The sequence below is a fragment of the Bacillus spongiae genome, from assembly GCF_037120725.1.
GTDB classification, from domain to species: Bacteria; Bacillota; Bacilli; order Bacillales; family Bacillaceae_K; genus Bacillus_CI; species Bacillus_CI spongiae.
In genome coordinates this window covers 201,837-226,736 of the sequence record NZ_JBBAXC010000002.1, presented here as the reverse complement: position 1 = coordinate 226,736, position 24,900 = coordinate 201,837, and the positions used below count along the sequence as shown (strand labels likewise).

Genomic DNA, 24,900 nt, shown 5'->3' with positions numbered 1-24,900 from the left:
TTAGGCGGAAGAAATAAAAAATAACCATATCTTTATATGATATGGTTTTTTACTATCATTATTTTCTAATAATAAAGCTCTTTACTTTGAACTATTTCTTCAATCTCTATCGTAAAGTGGTCATTTTTCATGTACCAATAAGCCGCAGCTTCTCCTGAAGTACACTATTTACCAACAAATAGGCTTGAAGATTGCCCTCTTTCTTGCTTTAACCTTAAAAAAGATGGTTAAAGCAAGAAAGGTATCATAAATAATTTATTTGTTTTACACCATTTTATTAAACTCTTTTCTTAGTCTTTTGATGATTCTTTTCTCAAGTCGAGAAATATATGACTGGGAAATCCCAAGCATGTCCGCCACATCTTTCTGTGTCTTTTCTTCTCCACCATTTAGTCCAAAACGCAGCTCCATTATTTGCTTTTCACGGTCATTTAAAGTATGAAGGGCATTAAATAATAGCTTACGATCGACCGTTGCTTCTATATCCTTCGTAATGATATCATCATCTGTTCCTAATACATCTGATAATAACAATTCGTTCCCATCCCAGTCTATATTTAATGGTTCATCAAAAGAAACTTCCGATCTAATTTTATTATTTCTTCTTAAATACATTAGAATTTCATTCTCAATACATCTAGAGGCATAAGTAGCAAGTTTTATTTTTTTCTCAGGGTTGAAAGTGTTGACCGCTTTAATAAGTCCAATCGTGCCAATAGAGATTAAATCTTCAATATTTATACCTGTATTTTCAAACTTTCGCGCGATATAGACTACTAGACGAAGATTTCTCTCAATCAATAAGCTACGAGCTGCCTTATCCCCCGTAGGGAGCTTATTTAACAGAACTTCCTCCTCTTCTTTTGATAGAGGTGGAGGCAGGGCTTCACTTCCTCCTATATAATAAATTTCATCATTTTTCAATCCCAATTTAATGAGTAGTTTATACCACCAGTACATAATTTTAAGGCGGATTTTTTTCATTGTTTGTCCTCCTTCTACATTGTCAGTTTGAAGAATATAGTCATACTACGGTGACTAAGAAGCACTTCTCACCGTTGGTCCTGACACCATTTGCGGGTGGACAATACAGGCAAATGCTTCATCTGCGGATAGGGGGTCCTTAGTGAAAGAAATTAGCCCCTTACTTCCCTTCCAATTCTCATCTCCTTTTTCAATTACTATTGAATCCGGTTTAAAGGCAACTAATAATTGATTCTTTTTTCCAATTGAACGTGCTGGAATAAATCGAATTCGATCAGTCCATTCATGGCCAAGATCTATGTCATCATTCATGAACCCATCAGATGATTCTATCGCATGTAGGAGTGGTTCAGGAAATTGCTGGCGAATTTGATGAATAGATACAATCATGACTGGCTTTTTCGAAATAGGATCTACTAACTGATTTCCACTATCAATGATTCCTTTTACCTTAATGCAAAGTTGATTAATGTTAACTGTTACATTCACAAGTTGGTCATACTGAATTTGTGCAAGTTCTAAATCATTCACTCTTCCCTTTGAAAAATACCATGCTAGAGGGAGTCCAAACATAACAAAAATCCATGATATTGGGTCTCCAAATCCTTGTACAGAACCTTTAAGAACGGACATATATACTCTTTCATCCCATTGAATAAAAAAATGAGTACCTAATAAAAAACCTCCAGTTGCAAACGTAACAAAATACAACATAAGCAAATTGTTCACAAAATAACGAAATCGTTTAAAACCAAATGATACATACACCATCAATGCAGAAAAAAGCAACTTACTAAATGGGTGGTTAAAATAAGCAGCAAAAGGTGTGATATAACTTATAATGATAGTCGATCCAACAAACCCTCCTAATAGTAATTTCCACCAACTTGCTTCCCTTTTTAAAAAAAAGCTCGTCATCCATAGCAAAACGGTGTCAAAAAGGACGTTGAGAAGCCAAATAACGTCTAAATATATGACCAACCTTCACCCTCCCAATACACTATTCATTCATGATGTTTTGCATGGATCAAAATGTGTTAGTAATCTCATTAATTATCGCAAGTATAACGTAACAGTCCCTTCAAAGGGTGTCATTTTCTGCAAGAAAAAATAAGGAACTTTCCTCTTTTCTAAACGAATTTTGTCTAAAATATCTTAAAGACAACTACAATCTACTAAAAAAAGGCCTAGTAAGAGTTTACTCTTACTAGGCCTTTTAAAACTATCTATTTAGCGACGACGATTTCGATTACGAAGGAACGTTGGGATATCTAATGTATCTTCTGCTCCTTGTTGCGGACTACTTTTTACTTCCTGGTGCTGAATAGGAGTAGGCTGCTCTTCACGAACCGGTTCTCTTTTTCCACTTGGAGATGGTTGTTTCGCTTTCCCAATAGATGGACGAGATACTTTGGATTGTTGAATAGCTTCCTCGTTAAATCCAGTAGCAATGACCGTTACAACTATTTCATCCTTTAGGTTATCGTTAATGACAGACCCAAAAATCATATTGACTTCATGATCAGACGCTGAAGCCACTATATCGGCAGCCTCTTGGACCTCATATAAACTTAAATTAGTTCCGCCAGTTATATTCATTAGGACACCTTGAGCACCGTCTATTGACGTTTCAAGAAGCGGAGAAGAAATGGCTTTCTTTGCTGCTTCTGAAGCACGGCTTTCTCCTGATGCAACACCAATTCCCATTAAGGCGGATCCTTTATTTGACATAATTGTCTTCACATCAGCGAAATCAAGGTTAATTAATCCTGGTACGGCAATTAAATCAGAGATACCTTGGACACCTTGACGAAGTACATTATCTGCCTCACGAAAAGCTTCTAGCATTGGCGTGCTTTTATCGACAATTTCTAATAAGCGGTCATTAGGTATGACAATCAGCGTATCAACTGATTCTTTCATTGACGTAATACCACCAGCTGCTTGTGTTGCACGTTTTCTTCCTTCGAATGTAAACGGTCTTGTTACTACACCTACAGTTAAAGCACCTAAGTCTCTCGCAATTTGTGCAATTACAGGCGCAGCACCTGTGCCTGTGCCACCACCCATACCGGCTGTGACAAACACCATATCTGCTCCTTTAAGTGCCTCTTCAATTTGTTCCTTACTTTCTTCTGCCGCTTTCTTTCCTACTTCAGGGTTTGCTCCGGCTCCTAAACCTCTTGTTAGCTTTGAGCCAATTTGCATTTTAATTTCTGCCTTTGATAAATTTAATGCTTGAGCGTCTGTATTAACGGCAATAAATTCTACTCCTTGAACGCCATGTTCTATCATTCGGTTAACGGCATTGTTTCCACCGCCACCTACTCCAATAACTTTTATTGTTGCTAATTGGTCTAAATTCGTATCAAACTCCAGCATGACAAATCCTCCTAATTCGTCCATATTCCATCTAGATGACTATTCGAAGAAGTATCCAAAAATCTTCTTCATTCGAGAAGTAACTTTTTCGCCTTCTTGCTTTGGTTGCTTTCTCTTTTCTTCTTTGTGATTTACTTGACTCACTTCAATTTGTTCGACTGGTGTCATCGATGCACTTACATTTCTTCCTTGTAATCTAGCATTCTTGTATGAATGTTTTATCAATCCAACTGATGTCGTATACTGTGGATCCCTTACCCCAATATAATCAGGTACAGCTACTCGTACAGAATTTTTAAATACTACTTGTGCAAGCTCAAGTATTCCAGGAATATTAGATGTACCACCTGTTAAGACAATTCCACCTGGGTAATCATTCACCCCTAATCTCCTAAGCTCGTGAAGAACTAATTCAAAAATCTCTTCCAACCTAGCTTCAATAATATCAGATATTTCCAATTGGTTAAATTGTTGATGTTGATCGCTTCCTATAATTGGAACACTAAATACCTCTTCTTCGCTAGCCCTATCATAAAAAGCATGTCCATACTTTTTCTTAATTTGCTCTGCTGCCTCTGTTGATGTCCGTAGACCTATTGACAAATCCTTAGTTAAATGCTCTCCACCTAATGGAAGAACAAGAACATGTTTCAAATGTCCCCCTTCAAAAACGGCTACTGAAGTAGATCCACCCCCGATATCGATCAATACACCACCGAGATTTCGTTCATCTCTCGACAAGGCCACGCCTCCTGCTGCTAAAGGCTGTAACACAATATCCGTGATCTCAAGACCTGCTTTTTCAACACAACGTAATGTATTATGTAAAATCGTCTTGCTTCCAGTAATAATTGTACCTTCCATTTCTAGGCGAACACCAATCATGCCCCTAGGATCAGTAATCTCATCTAATCCATCCACAATAAATTGTTTCGGTATAATATTTATGATTTCTTTCTCAGGTGGTATTGATACTACTTGAGTAGCATCCAATACTCTCGTTACATCCTCATTGGTAATTTCTCGGTTTTCACTTGAAACGGCGACGACCCCATGGCTGGGCTGAAGATTCACATAATTTCCAGAAATACCGACAATCACTTGGTCAATCTTCACTCCAACCATTCTTTCTGCTTGTTCGATTGCTTTTTTAATCGACTGTACGGTTTCATCGATATCGACAATAGATCCTTTTTTGATCCCCTTCGACTCAACATTCCCTACACCGATAATATTCAACGAATCGTTTGCCATTTCACCAATTATTACTTTTACTGCGGATGTACCGATGTCCAAACTTACATATATTTCATTGCTGTTCATTCTATGGCACCTCCTTAAAAACTGCGAATCGTTGAACAACAATTTCTTTACTTTTTTCATAAGTGTATCTTAATTCATCTATTCGTCATATAAAGGATATTCCCTTTTAAAAAAGTTAAATTTTTTCTTCTTTTGGGTCTTTTGAACTCCATTTTCGTAAAAGCATCCTTCGAATAACGGCAATATTCTGAAAAAGTCTTACTCCAAATGCAAATACTGCTGCTAAGTACAAGTCTACACCAAGATGAACACCTAGAAAAGCTAAACTTGCTGCCAACAAAATATTAAAGAAAAAACCCGACACAAATACTTTTTCATCATAACTATTTTGTAAATATGCACGTAATCCTCCAAATAATGTATCCAATGCAGCTAATACAGCTATTGATAAATAATTTGAATATTCTTCCGGAATCCTTAAATCAGTTAATAGTCCAAATATACTTCCGACTAGAAGCCCAATAAAGGGTAACCACATGTAACTAACTTCCTCCTTACTCTACTGGCTCCATCAATTTATTACGGATATTTCGGTTATACGCAGGGAGGGTAATTTCCTCTTCTTCCGCTGAGATAGAAATTTTAAATTTTTCTCTATAAAAGGCTTCGACCACTTTCGAAACCCTCATTTGATTCGATAATTTCTCTGCACTCTCTAAATCTTTCGTAATGACTTTAATCTCAAAAGGAATATTGGTAATAGGTACAGTGTTTACGGTTGTTTCCCCATTAATATCACGAATGACAGAAGTATTAACAACTCTCTGATGGTCAATGGATAACTGATAAGCACCATATTGATTTAATTCATTCAATAGCCATTTTAGTAATTCAGGTGACACAGATTGAACTGGATTACCTAGCATGATGTCCTCTAAAACAGGTTCGACAGTTAAAATAATTCCTGGGCCTGTTATGGGCGTTAAACCAGCCTTCATTTTTAATTCCTCTACTGTTTCCTTCAAGGCTTGTTCTTTACTTGTTTGTCTTTCTGATTCATACCTTTCTAACGTTTCATCTACTGAGCGAATTTCTTGTAAGAGCGTTGAATGCATTTCTTTTTCTTTTAGTAGATCATCCCTTAATTCCCATATATCACGAGTATCTCTTACGACTGGTTCTTTTACTGATTTAAACTGAATCATAAGCATAAACCCAATAATCATCGTAATAACCGTAAAACTAATCTTAGCTCGCTTCTTCATTCTTCCACCTAGCCTTCAACAAACCCTTTATGACTCAGGAATAATTGGATCGAGTACAATTTCTTTTTTCTTTTCCATACTAAATACAACATTATCATTCACAAGCTGATCTTTCACACCACCTACAATGTTAAGGGCAGATTCTAATATTTCAGGTTCACCAATAGCTGTAATTTCAAAAGGTGCTGGAAATTGATCTCCATCCACTGTGATAACTGGACCGTTACAAACGATATAAGAGTTATGTGATAATCGCTTTCCATTAATGGCAACGGCTGTCGCCCCTGAAATATACAATTCATCAATGACTTTAAAAACGTGAGCCTCATGAACAATGTAATTATTCACATTTTCATCAGTAGGGTCATAATCTCCATCTGCCAGGGTCACATTTACACCTGGCCCTTTCACTTTAACTTCCCCTAAAAACATTCGATATTTGTTGGCATCTTGTACTAAGTTAAAGAAGATTTCTTCTTCCTCAGAGAACTCTTTTTCAAAATCTCGAATTTCATTTTGTTTTGTATACAATTCCTCTTGAAGAGAATTATTTGTTGCAGATTGATCAATGATCTGGTTTCTCAAATTATCTTCTTCTTTCCACTGAAGATTTGAAGGAGTTGTCTGTTCATCTTTGTCTCGGTTCGTTTGACTGTAAGAAAAGGAAAACATAAATCCTAAAACAAGACAAACAAGAAACATGATCACATAGTTAGTCTTCATTATTGGTTTCCTCTTCTTTTTTAGTACCTTCATAGGCTCTAAAGAATGAGCCTACTTCCAAATCAATAATTCCTTTTCCTTCTTCTTTAAGCTGATTAACAATAGAAGGATAGTGAACAAGCTTCTCGGCTAATGTACGAATCGTTGCACTCACTTCATATCCATCATTCATAAATAAAGTAATATGATAAGGATCCGCTTGCTTCGGTGTATAAATGATTTCTGAAATACGATTTTTCACATCTAAAGGTAACAGCTTCAATTGTTGTACAACCTCTTCTAGCATTTTTTTATCTTCAAAATCTCGAAGGATTGGCAAAGGTTGCGTCGAAAGGTTGTCCCCCTCTAAAACTAGTCCACTCTCAAGTACAGGTTTAAACAAATTTTCAGTAAATATAAGCGCTATTTGGTCATATTCTTCCACTTTAACTATATAGGAATTAGGAAAAATAAAATGTATTTCAGCTGATTTTATCTCTGGCAGTGACTCAATTTCTTCACCTACTGCCTCCTTATTCAACTTCCAAACACTTGCCCCCAATGATAAACTACTATGCTCTATAATATTGTTATCGTCTAAAATGTTATTACCTTGAACAGTAATATGAGAAATTTCACTCCACGGTGACTGCATATAAACAACGGACGCTATTAAAATAAAAAATAAACATAGTAGAAATGCTAATCGACGATTCGTTTTTCTCTTTCTTTCCTCTTTTATTTTCGGTATCCGATCTTCAAGAGAAACGACGTTTTCGTTCTCCTTCTCCATCTCGTTCCCCCCACGTAACAACATCATATTCTTATCTAAAAAAAGTAATGGCTCGCATAAAACTGACTACACTACTTTTATGTACTAAACAATGTATATTGTGTAATTAATTCTATTTTATATGAAGGAAGGAAATGTTAAAAGAGGATTTCATTAATTTCCCACTTCTTCCATTTCACTTTTAGGACTCCTTTTATTAACCGCATTACTCAGAGGGTATAACTATATCATATTCATAGTCAATACGCTCGTTTATTATAATACTAAACGGTCAAATTATTATTATTATTTCAAAATAATAATAATATAAAAAAAAAACCCTTAAAAAAGAAGCATGAGAATATGTTTTTTATATTACTACATTTTTTAGGCAACAGACTTAAATACTATTGAATGTAATAGAATTGTAAATCTTTCGTCAAACATCCTTACTGATTATAAATTTCGTAACAAAACAAAAAGGAAACCTTACCGGTTCCTTTTTGTTCAGTATCGTGAATAACGACTTATATTTAACAACACACCGACAGCAACTAACATGAGGGTTAAAGAAGAACCGCCATAACTTAAGAAAGGTAATGTTATACCCGTAACTGGCATCAATCCCGTTACAACGCCTACATTAATCATCACTTGTATAGCAATCATTGAAACAATTCCTACGGCTAGAAACGTTCCAAAGAGATCATTAGCACCTAACGCTATACGAATTCCTCTCCAAAGTAATAACGAAAATAATAATAATACAAAGGTTCCTCCAATAAAACCGAGCTCTTCCGCTATTATAGCAAAAATAAAATCGTTTTGAGGCTCTGGTAAATAAAAGTATTTCTGCCTACTTTCTCCTAAACCTAACCCGAATAATCCGCCTGGTCCAATCGCATATAAAGATTGAATCATTTGAAAGCCGCTATCTAACGGGTCATTCCAAGGGTCTAAAAAAGAAGTTATCCTACGAATACGATAAGGTGCTGATGCGACCAACCCGACAAAACCAAGTAATCCAAGTAAGCCCAACCAAGCAAAATGTGAGATTTTCGCTCCAGCAACAAATATCATTACAATACATGTCCCCACCATTACCGTTCCAGTTCCTAAATCAGGTTGAAGCATAATTAATCCAAATGCTGTGAAAACAAGTAATAAAGCGGGGAGCACGCCCTTTTTAAACGAAGTAATATACTTTTGATCCTCTGATAAATACTTTGCTAAAAAAGCAATCATTGCAAGTTTCATAAACTCTGAGGGTTGAATGGAAAAAGCCCCTACTCCTATCCAACTTCTCGATCCGTTTCTCTCTACTCCAATCCCTGGTATTAAGACAACAATTAATAGAATAAAACAAACGACCAACATTAACTTTGCCCAATTTCTCCATGTCCAATAATCGATAGTTAAAATAAATAACATCGCTGCGACGCCAACACCTGCAAAGAGCATTTGTCGTTTTAGAAAGAAAAATTCATCTTTAAAGTTGTACTCAGCCATCACAGCACTCGCACTATATACCATTACTAAACCTAGAGCGAGTAAAGTAAATGTTAACCCAATTAATATAAAATCAGGCGTCGATTTTTTTATCGGCACGATAAACACCTCAATACTTGGATTAGAGCTAGGTTAATCTGAACAAAGAAGCACAATCCTAAGACAAGCCCTTACTAAAGTTTATGCACCGCTTGTATAAACATGTCACCACGTTCTTCAAAAGTTTTGTATTGATCCCAAGACGCACAGGCAGGAGATAACAAAATAATATCTCCATTTGAAGAGTGTTTGTATGCCTCTGGCACGGCACTCTCTACATTATCGACAGATATAACGTGTTGTATTCCAGCTTTAATTGCGGTTTGATTCCACTTTTTAGCAGTTTGTCCGAAGGTTATGACCGCCTTTACATTTGACAAATATGGAATCAGTTCATCAAATGAATGACCTCGATCTAATCCACCCGCCAGTAAAATGGTCGGTTGGTCGAAAGCAAGAAGAGCACTTTTTGTTGCCAATGTATTTGTCGCCTTTGAATCGTTATAAAACTTTCTCCCATTATGCTCTAACACAAATTGAGTTCTATGCTTTACCCCTGAGAACTGTTTTAATACCGAAATGATTGCCTCATTTTCTACACTTCTTATTTTACAAACACAGATAGAAGCTAATATATTTTCTAAATTATGCTTCCCAGGGACGACAATATCAACGATATCGATAATCTTTTCTTTATTGAAATATAATGCCCCTTCGAAAATGTACCCCCCTGTTTCTAACTTTCTTTCCGTTGAAAACCATACTTTTTGAGCACGCGACTCTTTAAATAAATCCAATAAGTCCGGCTGATCTGCATTTAAGACAAGATAGTCTTCCTCTGTTTGATTTAATGCAATATTTGCTTTTGCCTGAGCATACTCTTTTCTTGTTCCATGATAATCTAGATGAGCATCGTATAAGTTGGTCATTACAGCGATATGTGGTTTAAACGAGTCTATGCCCATTAATTGGAATGATGATAATTCCACAACCATGGTTTCATCTTGTGTGACTTGCTGCGCAACATCAGCTGCTACTGTGCCAATATTCCCTGCAATTCGCGGATTCTGCTGCGCATTTTTTAACATATCAAATATTAATGTTGTCGTTGTTGTTTTACCATTCGTTCCTGTTATACCAATGATTGGAGCGTCAGAAACTTCATAAGCAAGCTCTACTTCTGTTAAAACAGGAATTCCTCTTTGAATCGCGCCCTTTACTAGGGGATTTGTATATGGAATCCCAGGGTTTTTTACTATGTATTCAAAGCCTTCATCTAACAGTTCAATAGGATGCCCTCCACAAATTACTTTAATTCCTTCTTCAAGGAGACCTTTGGCTTCCTGATTTTCAGAAAGCGGTTTGTAGTCATTTACTGTGACGAACGCATCAAGCTTTTGAAGAAGCTTGGCCGCACTCACACCACTTTTGGCTAATCCTAATACTAATATTTTCTTATGTCGATATTTTGTCTGTTTCTTCATTACATCCACACCTCTATATAAATACCTAGGGCAGCACATAATAGCCCCACTGTCCAAAACGTTACGACCACTCGCCATTCAGACCAACCAATTAGCTCGTAATGGTGGTGAAGAGGACTCATCCGAAAAATTCTTTTACCCGTTGTTTTAAATGAAATCACCTGTAAGATAACTGATAAAGTCTCCACCACAAAAACGAAACCAATTAATATTAATAATAATTCTGCTTTTAATAAAATACCAATAGTCGCAAAAGCACCGCCTAATGCTAGAGAACCTGTATCCCCCATAAACACTTTGGCTGGATGAGCATTAAACACAAGAAAACCAAGTACTGCTCCAACTACTGCTACAGCAAATATAGCCACTTCATATTGGTCTTGGCTCCACGCTAACACGGCCAATGCACCAAAGGCGATTGCCGATGTACCTGATACTAATCCGTCTAATCCATCTGTTAAGTTCACCGCGTTTGAAAACCCTACTAACCAAAAAACAATAAACAAAACGTAAAACCAGCCTAATTCAAGGCTAAAATCTGTCATTGGAATCGATACAGCTGTTGAGAAATCATTTTGTATATATATTACATAAAAAATGACAGAAATAACAATTTGACCTAATAGTTTTTGCTTTGAGGTTAATCCAAGATTCCTCTTCAACACAACCTTAATAAAGTCATCCAAGAACCCTAAAAGCCCAAAGCCTATGGTTACAATAAGCAATAAGTACATCTCTACACCTGGAGCAGAGAATTTTAACGTCATGACATATGTCGTTATCATAATCGATAATAAGATGACAATCCCGCCCATCGTCGGCGTCCCTGTCTTTTTCTGGTGCGATTTCGGTCCTTCTTCACGTATACTTTGCCCAAATTTTAGTCGACGTAAAAAAGGAATAAAAATAGGGGATAATACAACGGTAACTAAAAATCCCATTAAAATTGAAAACATGATCACTTGTTCTAACATGATTATCCCCTCCTACCTAACTCATTCAACTGTTCCATCATCTTCATTAAGTTTGAATGCGTTTCACTATTAGTATTTGTTTTTTTATCCATGTATAGTAATGCTTGTTTATTTACCACCAAATTCGTCATCTTCTCCCACTTTTCTTGATTCATATTTTTTAAATACTGTTGCAATAGAACGACTAAAAATAATAACGGATCTTCTACTTTAAATAAAGGAAAGTGATTAGGTAACCAGGGAGGAAAAGATTCATCTACTTTTATTACTGCTGCTATACATCCATTTTTTATTGCACTTTCAAATTCATCGGAACCGAAAGGGATATATAACCCTTTCGGCATCAGACTATTTCCGTTCATTGAAATAGTATGGATATATACATCTGTATCCTTCACACCGCGTACTTGAGCAGAATGCGCTGCCACCTCTCTGAGGCTAATCATTCTCAGCCTGCTTCATTAGTGCTTTATGACAGACTTCAACATCATTAAATTCAAGTATTTTATCACCAATAATTTGGTAAGGTTCATGTCCTTTCCCTGCAATGAGAATGACATCTCCTTCTATCCCCTGTTGGATAGCATGGTAAATCGCTTTCTTTCGATCAACGATAGAAGTGAAATTTTCTTTTGTCGTGCCCTTCTCCATTTCTTTAATAATGTGTTGAGGATTTTCCGATCGTGGATTATCCGAAGTAAAGATGGCATAATCAGCATAGTGACAAGCGATTTCCCCCATTTGAGGCCTTTTTTGCCTATCTCGCTCACCACCGCAGCCTATTACAACATAGATCTTTCCTTTCGCAATTTTTCCAGCCGTTTCTAACACATTTTTTAATCCATCCGGTGTATGTGCATAATCCACAATCACCATAAATTTTTGACCTCTATTTATTAATTGGAATCGGCCATTCCCCCCTTGAAATGTTTCAATACTACTTATTATTTGATTAAGATCTATCTTTTGAATTAATCCAACAGAAACCGCTGCTAATACATTGTAAATATTAAATTCACCAACAAGCGGAACCATTACTTTTTTTTCACCAAAAGGAGTTATTAGTAAAAACCTCGTACCCTTCTCATTCATTTCAATATGCTTCGCCATAATATCCGCTTTTTCTACTATTCCATACGTTAAAACATGAGATGCAGTGAGCTTTTGGTAGAATGATGAATGCGAATCGTCACCATTTACGATTGCATACTTTGGGTAGTTTATATTATATGAGTTTCCAAGTCGAGAAAATAATAATCCTTTTGCATCCCGATAATCATTCATTGTACCATGATAGTCAAGATGGTCTTGAGATAAATTTGTAAAGAGAGCAATATCAAAATCACAACCAATCACTCTTTCTTGAACTAATGCATGGGAAGATACCTCCATAACAGCATGAGTAGCATTCTGTGACCTAAACTTAGCAAATAACTTCTGCAGGTACAAGCTATTTGGTGTCGTATTACTTACCTTTGTTTCCTCTCCCCGCTCTCCCCCTATCCGACTAAATAAAGTGCCGATTAACCCTGTTTTCTTTCCGGCATCATCAAGGATTTTTTCTATTATAAGAGAAGTAGTCGTTTTTCCATTTGTTCCTGTAATCCCAACTAAACATAATTGCTTTGTCGGTTGACCAAAAAAATAATCTGCCATAACGGCCATCGCTCTTCTCGTATTTTTCACAACCACACAAGGTACGTTTACATTCAAGCGCTTTTCAGCAATAATGGCAACTGCCCCCATTGATACAGCCTGTTGGGCAAAATCATGTCCATCCAGTTTCTCACCTTTAATACAGAAAAAAAGATCGCCTTGTTTTACACTTTCATGATGGTCAGTCAAATCATTAATCTGTGGATCTCCGTCTCCATACAGAGAGTACACTGGCAATATACCCATCAAGATATGCAGTTTCATCTTTTCAACTCCTTATTTAAAGGCAGCCCTTTCTATTTTACAAAAAATCATTCTCGAAAGCTATTAAGCTTTTGACCTACACTTTTGTATTTTATTCAAATAGGGCTAGGTCATATCCCTTGAACCTATATTCAATGTGCCTTCCTTATTATATTATTCGATTCATTTAACCCGAATTCCACGCACAGGTCATTGAAGATATATCCTAATGGTTGATCCCTGCTCTACTCTTTCACCTGCTTCAGGGGATTGGGAAACTACTTTATCACCATCTCCCGATATACTTAGCTGCAAATTATAGAGCTGTTGAGATAAGTCTTTTTTGGACAAACCTACTAAATTAGGAACCTCAACGATTGGAATGTCATTATAATCTATCTTTTTTTCGATTTGATCTTTTCTAGGTTCTACTTCCAAGGCTTGCATAATATCTTCAATCATATTGCCTACAATCGGTGCAGCTACAACCCCTCCGAACTGTATTGTACCCTTCGGATTATCGACCGCTAAATAAACCACTACTTGTGGATCATCCATCGGTGCTACCCCCATAAAAGAAACAATATGGTTGTTCTCTAAGTATTTCCCATTCTCTGCTTTTTGAGCGGTACCAGTCTTTCCTCCAACTCGGTACGAGTCTACAAAAGCTCCACCACCAGTCCCTACTGCGACTACACTCTCTAATGCATGACGAATTTCCTCTGATGTTTCTTCTGAGATGACTTGCCGTTTCTTTACTGGAGAGTTCCTCATTACTACTTCACCTGTCCTTGGGTCTATCAGTTCTTTAGCAATATACGGCTGATAAAGGGTTCCACCATTTACAGCCGCTGCTACTGCTGCTACCTGTTGAATTGGGGTTACTGCAACCCCTTGTCCAAATGCAGTTGTTGCAAGTTCAACCGGCCCCACCCTATCAAGGTCAAATAAAATTCCAGTTCCTTCCCCTTGAAGATCTATTCCCGTTTTTTCCCCAAAACCAAAATCATCAATATACTCGAATAATTTTTCCTTTCCTAACCTTTCACCTAACTCAATGAAGCCTGGGTTACATGAGTTTTGAACAACCTCTAAAAATGTTTGGTCACCATGCCCTGCTCTTTTCCAACAATGCAAAGTGGAACCTGCAACCTCGGTATGGCCAGAATCATAAAAATGCTCCCCTTCAAGGTCGACGAGTTTTTCTTCTAATGCAGCTGCTAACGTAATAATTTTAAACGTGGACCCTGGCTCATAAGTACTCCATATTGGTAAATTACGGTTATATATTTCTTGAGGAACTTCTTGAAATTTTGCCGGATCAAAAGTTGGACGAGAAGACATTCCTAATATTTCTCCAGTATTAGGGTCCATTGCAATCGCCATAATTCCGTCAGGATCATACAAAGCTTCTGCGTTGTCTAATTCCCGTTCTAGAATTGTATTCACCTTAGTATCGATAGTTAATTTCAAATCTAATCCGTCTATTGGAGGAGAGAAGTCATCCGCCATATCAGGCATCTCTTTCCCCTTAGCTGTTGAATAAAATTTCACGGCTCCCTTTTCCCCACTTAGCTGTTGATCGTAATATTTCTCTAAACCCATTAACCCTTGATTATCAATACCTGCAAACCCCAACACATGAGATAAATAACTTCCAAACGGATAATATCGCGTAGAGTCCCCTCCGATGAAAACGCCTTTCAAATTTAACTCTTCTATTTCCCTCGCTTTGTCAAAGGAAATTTTTCTACCTTCAGGAATCCGTTCAATCCATGTTTTATTATTGGTAAGGTATTGGTAAGCTTTTTCTTTAGACATCTTTAAAGCATCTGCAAGAACCTCCGCTGTTTTGGCAGGGTCCTCGACCTGTTGAGGCACTACATAAACAGTCGGCGAGCTTTGATTCGTTGCAAGTTCAACTCCATTTCGATCAAGGATTTTCCCACGCTCTGGCTCAAAAGGTATATTCCGACTCCTTAAGTCCTTTGCTAAGCCTGTTAAATGATCCCCTAAGAAAAATTGAACATACCCTAAACGGACATCAATAATTGAAAAAATGAGAATCCCAACCAAAAACAAAAGGGCCAAACGTTTTCTAACTGTCACATTTGATACTCTTTTCATCTATTCTCCCCCTCTTGATATCGCTTAATTATATGCCTGTACCAAAGGAGATATGAGGGGAGAAAGAAAAGCGGAGACGGGTTGTTCAGCAGCGACAGGCATTTGGCGAAGCACGTAGGAAATCCTGATTTCCGGAGTGATTTGACAAATGACCCCGAGCTGCTACCCGTCGGAGCTAGACAACACCGAAATGCAGAGACGGCTCGCCCTGGGGTGACAGGCAACTGACGCGACACGCAGGAAATCCTGATTTCCGGAGTGGGGTGGCAGTTGACCCCGAGCCACAAGCCGTCGGAGCTAGACACCACCGAAATGCGGAGACGGCCGTTCAGCGACGTATAAACTTGACCCGCTCCCGTATGAGATAAAGGAAACACGAGGAGCACAGCGAGTCGATGTTGACTTATCGTAAGGAGGAGTGGCCAAGTTTACTAGACGTTAGGCGCTGGAGCTGGACAACATTAAGGATCGAAGGCTAAAATCGTGACGTCCTGTCAAAACGCCTTCATGACCTACATCCTGTAGGCCTCGAGATAAAGGAAACACGAGGAGCGCAGAGAATCGATGTTGACTTATCGTAAGGAGGAGAGGGCAAGTTTACTAGCCGCTGGCCGACGGAGCTAGCCATCATTGAGGAACTCATGCTAAGTTCTCGACATCCTGTCTGAACGTCTTCATGACAAACGTAGCCCAGTGGCCCATATAGAAATCTTTATAATTATAGGCAAACGATTATATTTGCTCCATATAGGAAGTGATTTCATTACTCGAGGTGTACTTAAAAAACGGAAAAGTACGACAGACAAGGTGGATAACGAAATAGGAGGAATACGTTTAAACGAGCAGTAATTTTTGGTTGCACGGAATTTACTTACTAATTCCAACTTCCACAATGAACATAAGCAACACCAGATGCAATTTGTTAAATTCTTTCTATACATCTTTGCACAAATTTGAATGCCTTTTAAACCGTATTTTATCAATCATTAAAAGCAACAGATTACACGTAAACATTTTTATTTAAAGGCTGTTCTCTAAAAGATTATTGCTATTGAGAAAAAAAAATCGGCGTATCCTATGTTTATTTAGGAATACGCCGATTTCAATTTTTTATATCTATTTTCTGTATACAATCAAGTACCTGTTCCAATAGGAACACTGATACCTAAAATGTTTCTATCAATTTATAATTTTTTCGTCAATACTATATATTGTAATGTCGTATGGAACATTATTAACTCTTGATTTCATTTGTTCTGATTTTAGAAAGTCATCAATCACTTTTTCAAGTTGTTGAGCAAAGCTCTTCGCATTTTCATCCCTACTAAGCAAATTGATAAACATTTGGATTTCAGGTTCAGGGTGGACAGAATATCCTACCATTCTAACTTTGTAATCCTTTTTCCCTAATAAATCTTCACTAACTACGCTCAATATCTCACTCCATCTCTCATCTAATCCTTTTCTGCTTATGTCAACTTTCTTTATGTTTAACGAAATAGGGTCTAGATTATTTGCTTTAACAATATTATTAATTAATTGTTTCATCTCATCGATTCTACCCTCGCTATCAGGGACCTCTACAATAAGTGATTTGGAATCAAAGCCCATCCTCAATGATAATATGTTGTAATCCAGTTTTCTCAATTCTTCCGTAATGGCAGTAGAGATAATATTAAATTCATTTATTTCATTCTCTTCTTTCTTACCCATTTCAATCTTACTTTCCTTATGCCTACTCACTTTGAATGTATAGGCATCATAATTTTTGGATTGTAAAATGTCTTTCACAGTTTTTTCAATGTCACTTTTAACGGTATCAAAATACTTTTCAGAACCTGTGATACGTATATCAAATTCCTTTTCGGGAAAAGATACACCCCATCCAATAATGTTGAAACCTTTTGCCCTTAGTTCTTCTGAAATGATATCTCCTACCTTATCTTTAGATTCAGAAATCTCTTCTAGATAAGGAGGAACAATTTTTTGTTCATTTTCATACAAAGTTGTGTTTTTTTCGGAGTTGAAATTATAAAAAATAAGGTATGCAAAAACAGCTATACAGACTATTACCACAAGACCAGTGATAATTTTCTTCAAATTGAACACCCCCTATTAGAGGTTATGTCCAATTTCAAGTGCTATGTTAATTTTTGTTATTTCATTATTCTGCCCGTTGGTGAATAAGAAAATTGAAAAAAGCTGCCACATTCGGCAGCTTTCTAATTTATGGGTGTAGCTTGTTCATCTTCTTCTGTCGATTCTTTTTTCTCCTTAGTTTCATTAGGTGATTGGAAGGTTACCGTTAAGGGGTCTCCTTTATTCACAATCGAGGAAGGGGTAATGGTTTGTTTTACTGCAAAACCACTGCCAATAATATCTAGCTTGAGCTCTGCTACATTAGCAACCTTCAATACATCTTTTATAGACCAGCCTTTTAAGTCTGGTAATACGGTCTCCCCTTCTGTTTTTATGATAATTTTTTCCCCCGCTAACACCTTTTGACCACTTGAAGGGTACATACTCTTTATCGTAGTGCCTTCTCCTATCACGATAGGGTCTAGTTGTAACGCTTGTAATCGCTCGACATATTTGGCAACAGATTGGCCTTTCGTGTCAGGAACTGAGATTTCTTCTATATTTATCTCTTTTTCTGATTGAATGTTTAAGTATTTTAACGAGTTTTGCATTACAGGGTTAAATACTTTTGAAACAACTGTAGAGCCATATTCACCAGTAGGGATCTCTGGCTGTTGAATCGCTACATACACTATAAGCTGAGGATCATCCGACGGAGCCATTCCTAAGAAGGAAAAAATGTAAGCCTCTTTATCACCAGAAATATAACTCCCTGTCTCAGGATCTACTACTTGTGCCGTTCCTGATTTCCCTGAAACTTGATATCCATCGATGTTAAAAAACCTGCCTGTCCCTCTGTCTGATGTAACCGTTGTTTCAAGGTATTCTCTTACCTTTTTGGCCGTATCAGCCGATATTGGTTCTCCGACAATAGTCGGTTTGTTTTTCGTTATGACTTTATCTGTATTCGGATCGACGATTTTATCGATAACGTATGGCTTCATCATTTTTCCATCATTTGCAATCGCTGTTTCCGCCTGAATAATTTGAAGCGGTGTGAGGGTCGTCCCTTGTCCAAATGCTGTTGTCACTTTTTCAATTGGATATTTGTAGAGAACCGTCCCCGATGCTTCGTTCGGAAGACCAATTCCTGTTGGCTGTCCAAAATGAAATTTATTTAAATAGTCGAGATACGTATCCTCTCCCATTTTTTCTAGTAAATATGCGAAAGCTACGTTCGAGGAGCGCTGTACTCCTTCTAAGTACGATATCTTCCCCCAACCCTCTCCATTATTATGATCTTGTATTGGTTTTGGTACCCCGTCAACTTTATATTCTCCTGATTGATATGTATCATTTGGATCAAAAACTCCAGTATCGACAGCCGCTGCTAACGTAAAAGATTTCATCGTAGAACCCGGTTCAAATGCAGATTCCACCACTTCATTTGACCAATTCTCTAACCCTTCTCGAGTGTCAGGATGAAAGCTTGGACGTTGGCTCATTCCTAGAATAGCCCCTGTTTTCGGATTTGCCACAATGGCTATCATTTTCTCTGGCTCATATTCTTCTTCAACTTTACTTAGAGCATCTTCTAAAAAGGTTTGAATGGTAGTATCAGTCGTTAAATATACTTCATTCCCATGTTCTGGCGCAGTAACGAGTTCCTCCCCATTAGGGAGTAAATAGCCCCAACTATCAGACTGATATTCTAGCTTTCCATCCTTCCCTGTTAGGACATCATTTAAACTACTTTCAATGCCCATTTTCCCAACAGTAACGGTTTTATTATCGATTTCTTCCTTCTGAGCAAACCCGATTAAATGTGAGGAAAAGATACCATTTGGATACAACCGTTTAGATTGTTCCACAAACGTAATGCCCGGTAATTTTTCCTCGTCAATAGCATTTTTTACTGTTTGGGAAATCTCTCTTCCCGCCGAGCCAAATTCTACTTGATAGGATTCTTCTTGAGACAAACGTTCCAATATATCTTCTTCACTCATCTCAATATATTCTGCCAATATTTTCGCCGTTCCTTTTGGATCATCAACATGTTTTGGGTTCTTTTTATCGGCCGTTACGGAGTCGTCTAATATGGCAACAAGCTTATAGGAAGCCGTTTCTTCCGCAATGACCTTCCCGTTTCGATCATATATCGTTCCTCTGTTAGCTTTTAACACGCTGCTTTTTAAATATTTTTCAGCTACTTGAGAAGCCAGAACCCTTCCTTCCGCTTTTCCGGTAATTTGAATAAACCCGAACCTAAACACCAATAACAAAAAGAGCAGACTGAATATTATAAACAATATTCCTGCTCCTATTTTTCTTGCTACGTTTTTTTGTCTCATTATTATTCAACAACCTTAATATTTTCTTCGTTTAAATCTAGTCCAGCTTGCTTTGCCTTTTCAAGGATTCTATCATATGTCTTTTGCTCGCTAATTTGAACATCCAAATTATTATTTTGTTTTTGTTGCGTTTGAATGGATTGCTCCAATTTTTGAATATCTTTGTTCACCTCATAAATGCTGGCTTGTGTTGCAATAATTTTTATTGCCATAAAGGAGGCAAAAGCAATGAGGCCGACAAATAATAGTTTTTCTCCTAGTGTAAATAGTCTTTTTTCTACCCGAGGTTTCCTTTGTGGTTGAATAGCAGGCTCGACACGATCAACCGTTTGTTGTTGATAGTTTTTAGCAAGATTGCTCAACTCACTTTCCCCCTCTCCCTCCAAAATAAATGATATTCCCCCTAACGATGGGGGGCACTTAATTTTGTTAGCATGAACTCACCCTTGCTATGAGTCCACTACCTTTTTTCAGCCACTCTCAATTTGGCAGATCTAGCTCGATTATTTTCTTCTAATTCTTCATCAGATGCAATAATTGGTTTTCTTGTAACGATTTTCAATGTTGGCTTGTACTCTTCTGGAATAATGGGTAAGCCCGGAGGTAGTTCTGGCCCCCTAGCCAATTCCTTAAAAACCGATTTACATATCCGATCTTCTAATGAATGGAACGTTATGACACTCACACGTCCAGTTGTATCCAATAGATCAATGGCTTGTTTGATTGAATCCTCAAAGACACCTAGCTCATCATTTACTGCAATCCGAATGGCTTGGAACACTCGTTTAGCAGGATGGCCCCCCTTTCGTCGTGCTGGAGCTGGAATTCCTTCTTTAATTATATCGACTAACTCTCCAGTTGTTTTAATAGGTGATTTTTCTCTTGTCTCCTCAATCTTGCGAGCAATTTGTTTCGAGAACTTTTCCTCACCATACTGAAAGAAAATACGAACTAATTTTTCATACGGCCACTGATTTACGACATCATAAGCAGATACGTCTCCATTTAAATCCATTCTCATATCTAATGGTGCATCATGATGATAGCTAAATCCCCTTTCAGGTGTGTCTAATTGTGGGGAAGAAACACCAAGGTCATATAAAATACCATCCACTTTCTCAATCCCTCGATTATTCAACTCTTGTTTTAAATGCTGAAAATTTGATTGAATGAATGTGACATTTCCTTCATATTGAGCTAATCTTTGTTTCGCATGACTAATGGCCGTTTCGTCCTGGTCAAATGCAAATAAATGTCCCGAATCGCTTAATTGAGAGAGTAAATACTCACTATGACCGGCTCCACCTAATGTGCAGTCAACATAAACGCCATCAGCCTTAATATTCAAACTATCTACTGTTTCTTTCAATAATACCGTTGTATGATTAAACATTTCTTTCAACCTTTCCAATCGAATGTGGTGCCTTAAATATCAAATCCTATCATATTTTCGGCAAGTTCTGCAAAGGAGTCCTCTGATTGTGTAAAATAGTCTTCCCATAATGTCTTACTCCAAATCTCAACTCGATTGGAAACACCTAAAATAACACATTCTTTTTCAAGTGAAGCATACTTTGTAAGTGTTGAAGGAAGATTAACCCTTCCTTGCTTGTCCAATTCACATTCTGTTGCCCCTGAGAAGAAAAAACGAGTGAAAGCACGTGCGTCTTTTTTCGTTAGTGGGAGGGCTTTTAGTTTATCTTCTAGTAGCTTCCATTCATCAATTGGGTAACCAAATAAACATTGATCCAATCCACGTGTAATGACAAAAGAATCACCTAGATGTTCACGGAATTTGGCTGGAACAATAACCCGTCCCTTTTGGTCAATATTATGATGATATTCACCCATGAACATAAGCTACCCCCACTTTCACTCCTTACTTTACCACATCCCCCCACTTTCCACCACCCATATTTAACTAAAGTATTCTATTTTTTTAGAAAAATCAAAAAACTCACCCATAGGTGGGTAAGTTTTTTGTAAAATCTGTTATTCATCTTGTTTTCACAGTCTAAAACCCATGATTTTTTTTACATTTTTACAAGGTTATGTCTTCCGTCCCAAGAATAAGAAAGACTGGTTAATTCATGAATAAAATGTAGACCATGTTTGTTTAAATAATAAAACACATTCCAAATTCGCTCTTGTGGTACCCCATTTGGTTGTAATGATGCAATCACTCGATCGTATTTTTTTATACTTATCGTTTCTTTTAACAGATTACTTTTCACAATGCGCTCTTCTAAAAATTGAAGTTGCTTCAGATGAAAAGCTAAATTTTTCTCAACAAGAGGCATGAGGCCTTTATCATGCGTTTCTGTTAAATTTGTAATATCACCATATTGAGAAATTAATTTTTCTTTCACCCCGTGTATTGCATCATGTAAGCTTTCATCTTTTAAACTGCTGATAAAGGCGTTTTTTTCTTGTAATAGCCCATGCTGAATGACCTTCTCGGGAGTCTCATTGAATTCTCCAAGAAGCTTTTCTATATCCCTTTCTAATATGGTAATATTTTGTCTAGGAATAATTGGAGGCATCTTCAGCCCCATGCATTCAAAGCTTTTCTTTAACTCTCCCCAATAGGCGATTTCTCCAGGTCCAGCAATAAATGCTAGCGTCGGAAAAAGCCATTCTTGCATCATCGGTCTTGTCACCACATTATTGCTGAACGACTCAGGTGCTGATCGTAAAGTATTGTTGAGCTCATAAATACTCCAACGTTTTTTTGCACCCTTACTTTTCGCACCCTCTTCTGTTCTCTCTAATAACATTCTTTCACCGTTATGCTGAATAAATAAATTCATACTAAACTCAGTTGCATCAATCATAGGTTCAAATCCATCAACTTTTATAGTTTCTTGTTGAAACAGTAAATTTTTCGTGATGGTTTCATTTTTTTCTAATAACTGTTGAAAAAATGGCCTTTCGATTTGACGAAGAGATGAATCCGCTGAATCAATAATTAATAGTCCATAGTCTTTAAACATCTCCATAACAATGTAACTAAATAGGTCTACAATCGTCATTGATGACTGCACTGCACGTTCGACCATCGCTAACAATTTTTTAGTATGAACAGTCTCTCCGAAAGATTCAAAGACAGATCGAATCCATGTGTTCATCTTATCTTTATCAAAAGACATTCCTGACACCATTTGTTTATCAACATTTTTTTCTTGATAGGATAGTTTATTTACCTTTCCTTCATCAAATGCAAACACATGATTGATTTCTTGATAGTCATGGTCCTCTCCTGCAATCCAAAATACAGGAATAACCGGAACTCCTAACTCTCTTTCTTGTTGATTAGCTAATGCAATGATAGATATTATCTTATGTACTGAATATAGTGGGCCTGTTAATAAACCTGCTTGTTGTCCGCCAATTACTACAACCCCGTCGTGTTTTAATTTTAATAGCGATTCCTCTACCTTCTCTGATCTAGGAAAACGTTCCATATATTGATCAATACATTCAACAAGCTTCTCCCGTTGGAATGTGCGCTTTTGAAGATCATTCACTCTTTTTCGATAAACATCAGAGTCTGTAATCTGATAATGAAAATAGTCCGTAACAGGTTGTTGTTGTTGAAGATATAAAGACGCGAAGCGATTTGTAGCCGGAATCGAGAACTTTTCCAGTTCCATAGAATTGTAACCCCTTTACTTTACTTCTTAAATTCTCAAACAAGTATAGCATTCTCTTATCAGAAATGAAAAAAAATTGCTTATATTGTTGTGAGCAGACGGTAAATAAGACCAAAGAGTAGTAATGTCACATAAGCAAAACTCAAAACTAAAAAATTCATTCTCCAGAACCCTTTTATAATTTTTGAATAAATGATTTCACCCTTTACCTTCCAGTATAAAAGGATAAAGCCGACTCCCATTATTAGCATGAAGAGGAAGATTAACCAAAAAAAAGATTGTTCCCATATTGTCAGAATAATAAAATGAACAGCAAATAATAAAAGGAGCGTCGTAATATCAATTGCGAAACTAACTGCAAGACGGTGTTGCTTTGAAAGTTGCTTCACAATAATAAAAACAATAAAATATCCAACTAAAGGGATGGTTACGAAAACCGCTCCAATCGATGATAAAACATTAGCCACTTTGTTTCCTCCCTCTTAATTCCTCCCCTTTAATGCCTTTGTATAGTAGCGGGACTAAGCTCAGACGGTTATTTTGTTTTTCTGCAATAGAAAGCGTATAACCTAATATCGCATCAATTTCTGTTTGTCTTCCATTTTCAATATCCGAAAGCATGGATGAACGATTATGCCCTGTTTTTTTCCCAATCTCCTTGATCTGCTCGAATGGACAAACAACGGAAAGATTTTGATAAACCGTCTCAAGTTCTTCATATAATGATTTTGCGATTGAACAAAAATGTTCATTATGAAATAATTCACCATTTGTTATTTTAAAAATTGCCGTCAATGGGTTAATAACCGAATTAATCACTAGTTTTTCAAGTAACAGTAAATAATACTCTTCTTTAAATTCAAATGAAAACGATGCCCCCATCATTGTTAACTTTGAAAATACAGGTTCTTTTTTGCCTTTAAATAGCGCTATATTCGTAGAACCTAAACCTCGGTGAGAAACCGACGTATCATCTAACCTGTATGCACCATGACTAACTGTTCCAACAAAGATGGTCGTATTTTCTAAAGTATGAAGTAATTCAAGGTGCCCCATACCATTTTGGAGAAAAAGAAGCGAAGTCTGCTTCGGGAGATTCCTTAGGGAGGGAACTACTTCAGATAGATGGTACTGTTTAACCGCGACAATTACAAGATCATAAAACTCTTTATTCTCCATCAAACTTGTCATCGGATAGGCTTTCACACTAATATTTTTTGTATCATTAAATGCTTGTAAGGTAAGCCCTTCACTTGTCAGCCTATTCGCTTGACCATTTCTATTAGTGAATAGCGTAACAGCGTGTTTTTCCTGCAAATAAGCTGCATATAGTAATCCGATAGATCCTGACCCAATAATTGCAATATTCAATATATTCCTCTACTTTCCTTATGTCTTCATGTTTTAATTTTACCAA

23 protein-coding genes are annotated in these 24,900 nt (G+C 37.0%); 1 reads left to right on the top strand and 22 read right to left on the bottom strand.

Annotated elements, in window-relative coordinates; genetic code table 11:
* Window positions 1-264: 264 nt before the first annotated feature.
* From sigE to WAK64_RS03200, 14 genes are all read right to left on the bottom strand, one after another.
* Window positions 265-984, bottom strand: a complete 720-nt coding sequence (gene sigE / locus WAK64_RS03265; protein ID WP_336585511.1) for an RNA polymerase sporulation sigma factor SigE — start codon at window positions 982-984, stop codon at window positions 265-267.
* 54 nt (window positions 985-1,038) lie between these two features.
* Entirely contained in the window at window positions 1,039-1,965 is a 927-nt protein-coding gene (gene spoIIGA, locus WAK64_RS03260; RefSeq protein ID WP_336585510.1) for a sigma-E processing peptidase SpoIIGA, read from the bottom strand.
* Window positions 1,966-2,214: 249 nt separating this feature from the next.
* Window positions 2,215-3,366, bottom strand: a complete 1,152-nt coding sequence (gene ftsZ, locus WAK64_RS03255) for a cell division protein FtsZ (protein WP_336585509.1) — start codon at window positions 3,364-3,366, stop codon at window positions 2,215-2,217.
* A 39-nt stretch (window positions 3,367-3,405) separates the two neighbouring features.
* Entirely contained in the window at window positions 3,406-4,689 is a 1,284-nt protein-coding gene (gene ftsA, locus WAK64_RS03250; protein WP_336585508.1) for a cell division protein FtsA, read from the bottom strand.
* A 115-nt stretch (window positions 4,690-4,804) separates the two neighbouring features.
* Window positions 4,805-5,167, bottom strand: coding sequence for a small basic family protein (locus WAK64_RS03245; protein ID WP_336585507.1), 363 nt, complete (start codon window positions 5,165-5,167; stop codon window positions 4,805-4,807).
* Window positions 5,168-5,183: 16 nt separating this feature from the next.
* Complete coding sequence (locus WAK64_RS03240) at window positions 5,184-5,894, bottom strand: DUF881 domain-containing protein (RefSeq protein ID WP_336585506.1); 711 nt, start codon at window positions 5,892-5,894, stop codon at window positions 5,184-5,186.
* A 27-nt stretch (window positions 5,895-5,921) separates the two neighbouring features.
* Window positions 5,922-6,617, bottom strand: coding sequence for a DUF881 domain-containing protein (locus tag WAK64_RS03235; RefSeq protein WP_336585505.1), 696 nt, complete (start codon window positions 6,615-6,617; stop codon window positions 5,922-5,924).
* Window positions 6,607-7,389 carry a cell division protein FtsQ/DivIB gene (locus WAK64_RS03230; protein ID WP_336585504.1) on the bottom strand — a complete coding sequence of 261 codons (783 nt, stop codon included), beginning with the start codon at window positions 7,387-7,389 and terminating at the stop codon, window positions 6,607-6,609. The genes WAK64_RS03235 and WAK64_RS03230 overlap by 11 nt, the downstream gene beginning before the upstream one ends.
* Window positions 7,390-7,875: 486 nt before the next feature.
* Window positions 7,876-8,976: a stage V sporulation protein E gene (gene spoVE, locus WAK64_RS03225; RefSeq protein ID WP_336585503.1), complete on the bottom strand. Its 1,101-nt coding sequence runs from the start codon at window positions 8,974-8,976 to the stop codon at window positions 7,876-7,878.
* 74 nt (window positions 8,977-9,050) lie between these two features.
* A complete protein-coding gene (gene murD, locus WAK64_RS03220) occupies window positions 9,051-10,400 on the bottom strand; it encodes a UDP-N-acetylmuramoyl-L-alanine--D-glutamate ligase (protein ID WP_336585502.1) in 1,350 nt (449 codons plus the stop codon).
* On the bottom strand, window positions 10,400-11,374 hold the full coding sequence (gene mraY / locus WAK64_RS03215) for a phospho-N-acetylmuramoyl-pentapeptide-transferase (protein WP_336585501.1): 975 nt from the start codon (window positions 11,372-11,374) through the stop codon (window positions 10,400-10,402). Before mraY ends, murD begins: the two co-directional genes overlap by 1 nt.
* A gap of 2 nt (window positions 11,375-11,376) precedes the next feature.
* Window positions 11,377-11,820: a hypothetical protein gene (locus WAK64_RS03210; protein WP_336585500.1), complete on the bottom strand. Its 444-nt coding sequence runs from the start codon at window positions 11,818-11,820 to the stop codon at window positions 11,377-11,379.
* Window positions 11,813-13,294, bottom strand: coding sequence for a UDP-N-acetylmuramoyl-L-alanyl-D-glutamate--2,6-diaminopimelate ligase (locus tag WAK64_RS03205; RefSeq protein WP_336585499.1), 1,482 nt, complete (start codon window positions 13,292-13,294; stop codon window positions 11,813-11,815). Before WAK64_RS03205 ends, WAK64_RS03210 begins: the two co-directional genes overlap by 8 nt.
* Before the next feature lie 189 nt (window positions 13,295-13,483).
* Window positions 13,484-15,400: a stage V sporulation protein D gene (locus WAK64_RS03200; RefSeq protein WP_336585498.1), complete on the bottom strand. Its 1,917-nt coding sequence runs from the start codon at window positions 15,398-15,400 to the stop codon at window positions 13,484-13,486.
* A 102-nt stretch (window positions 15,401-15,502) separates the two neighbouring features.
* On the opposite strand from WAK64_RS03200, the gene WAK64_RS03195 reads away from it, so the two are divergent.
* Window positions 15,503-15,628: a hypothetical protein gene (locus tag WAK64_RS03195; RefSeq protein ID WP_336585497.1), complete on the top strand. Its 126-nt coding sequence runs from the start codon at window positions 15,503-15,505 to the stop codon at window positions 15,626-15,628.
* 951 nt (window positions 15,629-16,579) lie between these two features.
* On the opposite strand, the gene WAK64_RS03190 is transcribed toward WAK64_RS03195, so the two are convergent.
* The 8 genes from WAK64_RS03190 to WAK64_RS03155 all read right to left on the bottom strand — a co-directional run bounded on the left by WAK64_RS03190 (window position 16,580) and on the right by WAK64_RS03155 (window position 24,854).
* Window positions 16,580-17,500, bottom strand: a complete 921-nt coding sequence (locus WAK64_RS03190; protein ID WP_336585496.1) for a DUF4030 domain-containing protein — start codon at window positions 17,498-17,500, stop codon at window positions 16,580-16,582.
* Between the two features lie 122 nt (window positions 17,501-17,622).
* Complete coding sequence (locus tag WAK64_RS03185) at window positions 17,623-19,830, bottom strand: penicillin-binding protein (RefSeq protein WP_336585495.1); 2,208 nt, start codon at window positions 19,828-19,830, stop codon at window positions 17,623-17,625.
* Between the two features lie 2 nt (window positions 19,831-19,832).
* Window positions 19,833-20,192 carry a cell division protein FtsL gene (ftsL, locus tag WAK64_RS03180; protein WP_336585494.1) on the bottom strand — a complete coding sequence of 120 codons (360 nt, stop codon included), beginning with the start codon at window positions 20,190-20,192 and terminating at the stop codon, window positions 19,833-19,835.
* A gap of 98 nt (window positions 20,193-20,290) precedes the next feature.
* The gene (gene rsmH, locus WAK64_RS03175) at window positions 20,291-21,223 is read right to left on the bottom strand and encodes a 16S rRNA (cytosine(1402)-N(4))-methyltransferase RsmH (protein WP_336585493.1); all 933 of its coding nucleotides are present in this window, start codon (window positions 21,221-21,223) and stop codon (window positions 20,291-20,293) included.
* A 32-nt stretch (window positions 21,224-21,255) separates the two neighbouring features.
* Window positions 21,256-21,687, bottom strand: a complete 432-nt coding sequence (gene mraZ, locus WAK64_RS03170) for a division/cell wall cluster transcriptional repressor MraZ (RefSeq protein WP_336585492.1) — start codon at window positions 21,685-21,687, stop codon at window positions 21,256-21,258.
* Window positions 21,688-21,863: 176 nt separating this feature from the next.
* Complete coding sequence (bshC, locus tag WAK64_RS03165) at window positions 21,864-23,483, bottom strand: bacillithiol biosynthesis cysteine-adding enzyme BshC (protein WP_336585491.1); 1,620 nt, start codon at window positions 23,481-23,483, stop codon at window positions 21,864-21,866.
* An 80-nt stretch (window positions 23,484-23,563) separates the two neighbouring features.
* Window positions 23,564-23,950 (bottom strand): DUF3397 domain-containing protein, encoded by a 387-nt coding sequence (locus WAK64_RS03160; protein ID WP_336585490.1) that lies wholly within the window; start codon window positions 23,948-23,950, stop codon window positions 23,564-23,566.
* On the bottom strand, window positions 23,943-24,854 hold the full coding sequence (locus WAK64_RS03155) for a 2-dehydropantoate 2-reductase (protein ID WP_336585489.1): 912 nt from the start codon (window positions 24,852-24,854) through the stop codon (window positions 23,943-23,945). The genes WAK64_RS03160 and WAK64_RS03155 overlap by 8 nt, the downstream gene beginning before the upstream one ends.
* Window positions 24,855-24,900 lie beyond the last annotated feature (46 nt).

Bases quoted from the DNA above. Each gene is read 5' to 3' on its own strand.
- sigE (WP_336585511.1), bottom strand. From the start codon at position 984: ATGAAAAAAATCCGCCTTAAAATTATGTACTGGTGGTATAAACTACTC.
- ftsZ (WP_336585509.1), bottom strand. From the start codon at position 3,366: ATGCTGGAGTTTGATACGAATTTAGACCAATTAGCAACAATAAAAGTT.
- ftsA (WP_336585508.1), bottom strand. From the start codon at position 4,689: ATGAACAGCAATGAAATATATGTAAGTTTGGACATCGGTACATCCGCA.
- WAK64_RS03245 (WP_336585507.1), bottom strand. From the start codon at position 5,167: ATGTGGTTACCCTTTATTGGGCTTCTAGTCGGAAGTATATTTGGACTA.
- WAK64_RS03240 (WP_336585506.1), bottom strand. From the start codon at position 5,894: ATGAAGAAGCGAGCTAAGATTAGTTTTACGGTTATTACGATGATTATT.
- WAK64_RS03235 (WP_336585505.1), bottom strand. From the start codon at position 6,617: ATGAAGACTAACTATGTGATCATGTTTCTTGTTTGTCTTGTTTTAGGA.
- WAK64_RS03230 (WP_336585504.1), bottom strand. From the start codon at position 7,389: ATGGAGAAGGAGAACGAAAACGTCGTTTCTCTTGAAGATCGGATACCG.
- murD (WP_336585502.1), bottom strand. From the start codon at position 10,400: ATGAAGAAACAGACAAAATATCGACATAAGAAAATATTAGTATTAGGA.
- mraY (WP_336585501.1), bottom strand. From the start codon at position 11,374: ATGTTAGAACAAGTGATCATGTTTTCAATTTTAATGGGATTTTTAGTT.
- WAK64_RS03210 (WP_336585500.1), bottom strand. From the start codon at position 11,820: ATGATTAGCCTCAGAGAGGTGGCAGCGCATTCTGCTCAAGTACGCGGT.
- WAK64_RS03205 (WP_336585499.1), bottom strand. From the start codon at position 13,294: ATGAAACTGCATATCTTGATGGGTATATTGCCAGTGTACTCTCTGTAT.
- WAK64_RS03200 (WP_336585498.1), bottom strand. From the start codon at position 15,400: ATGAAAAGAGTATCAAATGTGACAGTTAGAAAACGTTTGGCCCTTTTG.
- WAK64_RS03185 (WP_336585495.1), bottom strand. From the start codon at position 19,830: ATGAGACAAAAAAACGTAGCAAGAAAAATAGGAGCAGGAATATTGTTT.
- rsmH (WP_336585493.1), bottom strand. From the start codon at position 21,223: ATGTTTAATCATACAACGGTATTATTGAAAGAAACAGTAGATAGTTTG.
- mraZ (WP_336585492.1), bottom strand. From the start codon at position 21,687: ATGTTCATGGGTGAATATCATCATAATATTGACCAAAAGGGACGGGTT.
- bshC (WP_336585491.1), bottom strand. From the start codon at position 23,483: ATGGAACTGGAAAAGTTCTCGATTCCGGCTACAAATCGCTTCGCGTCT.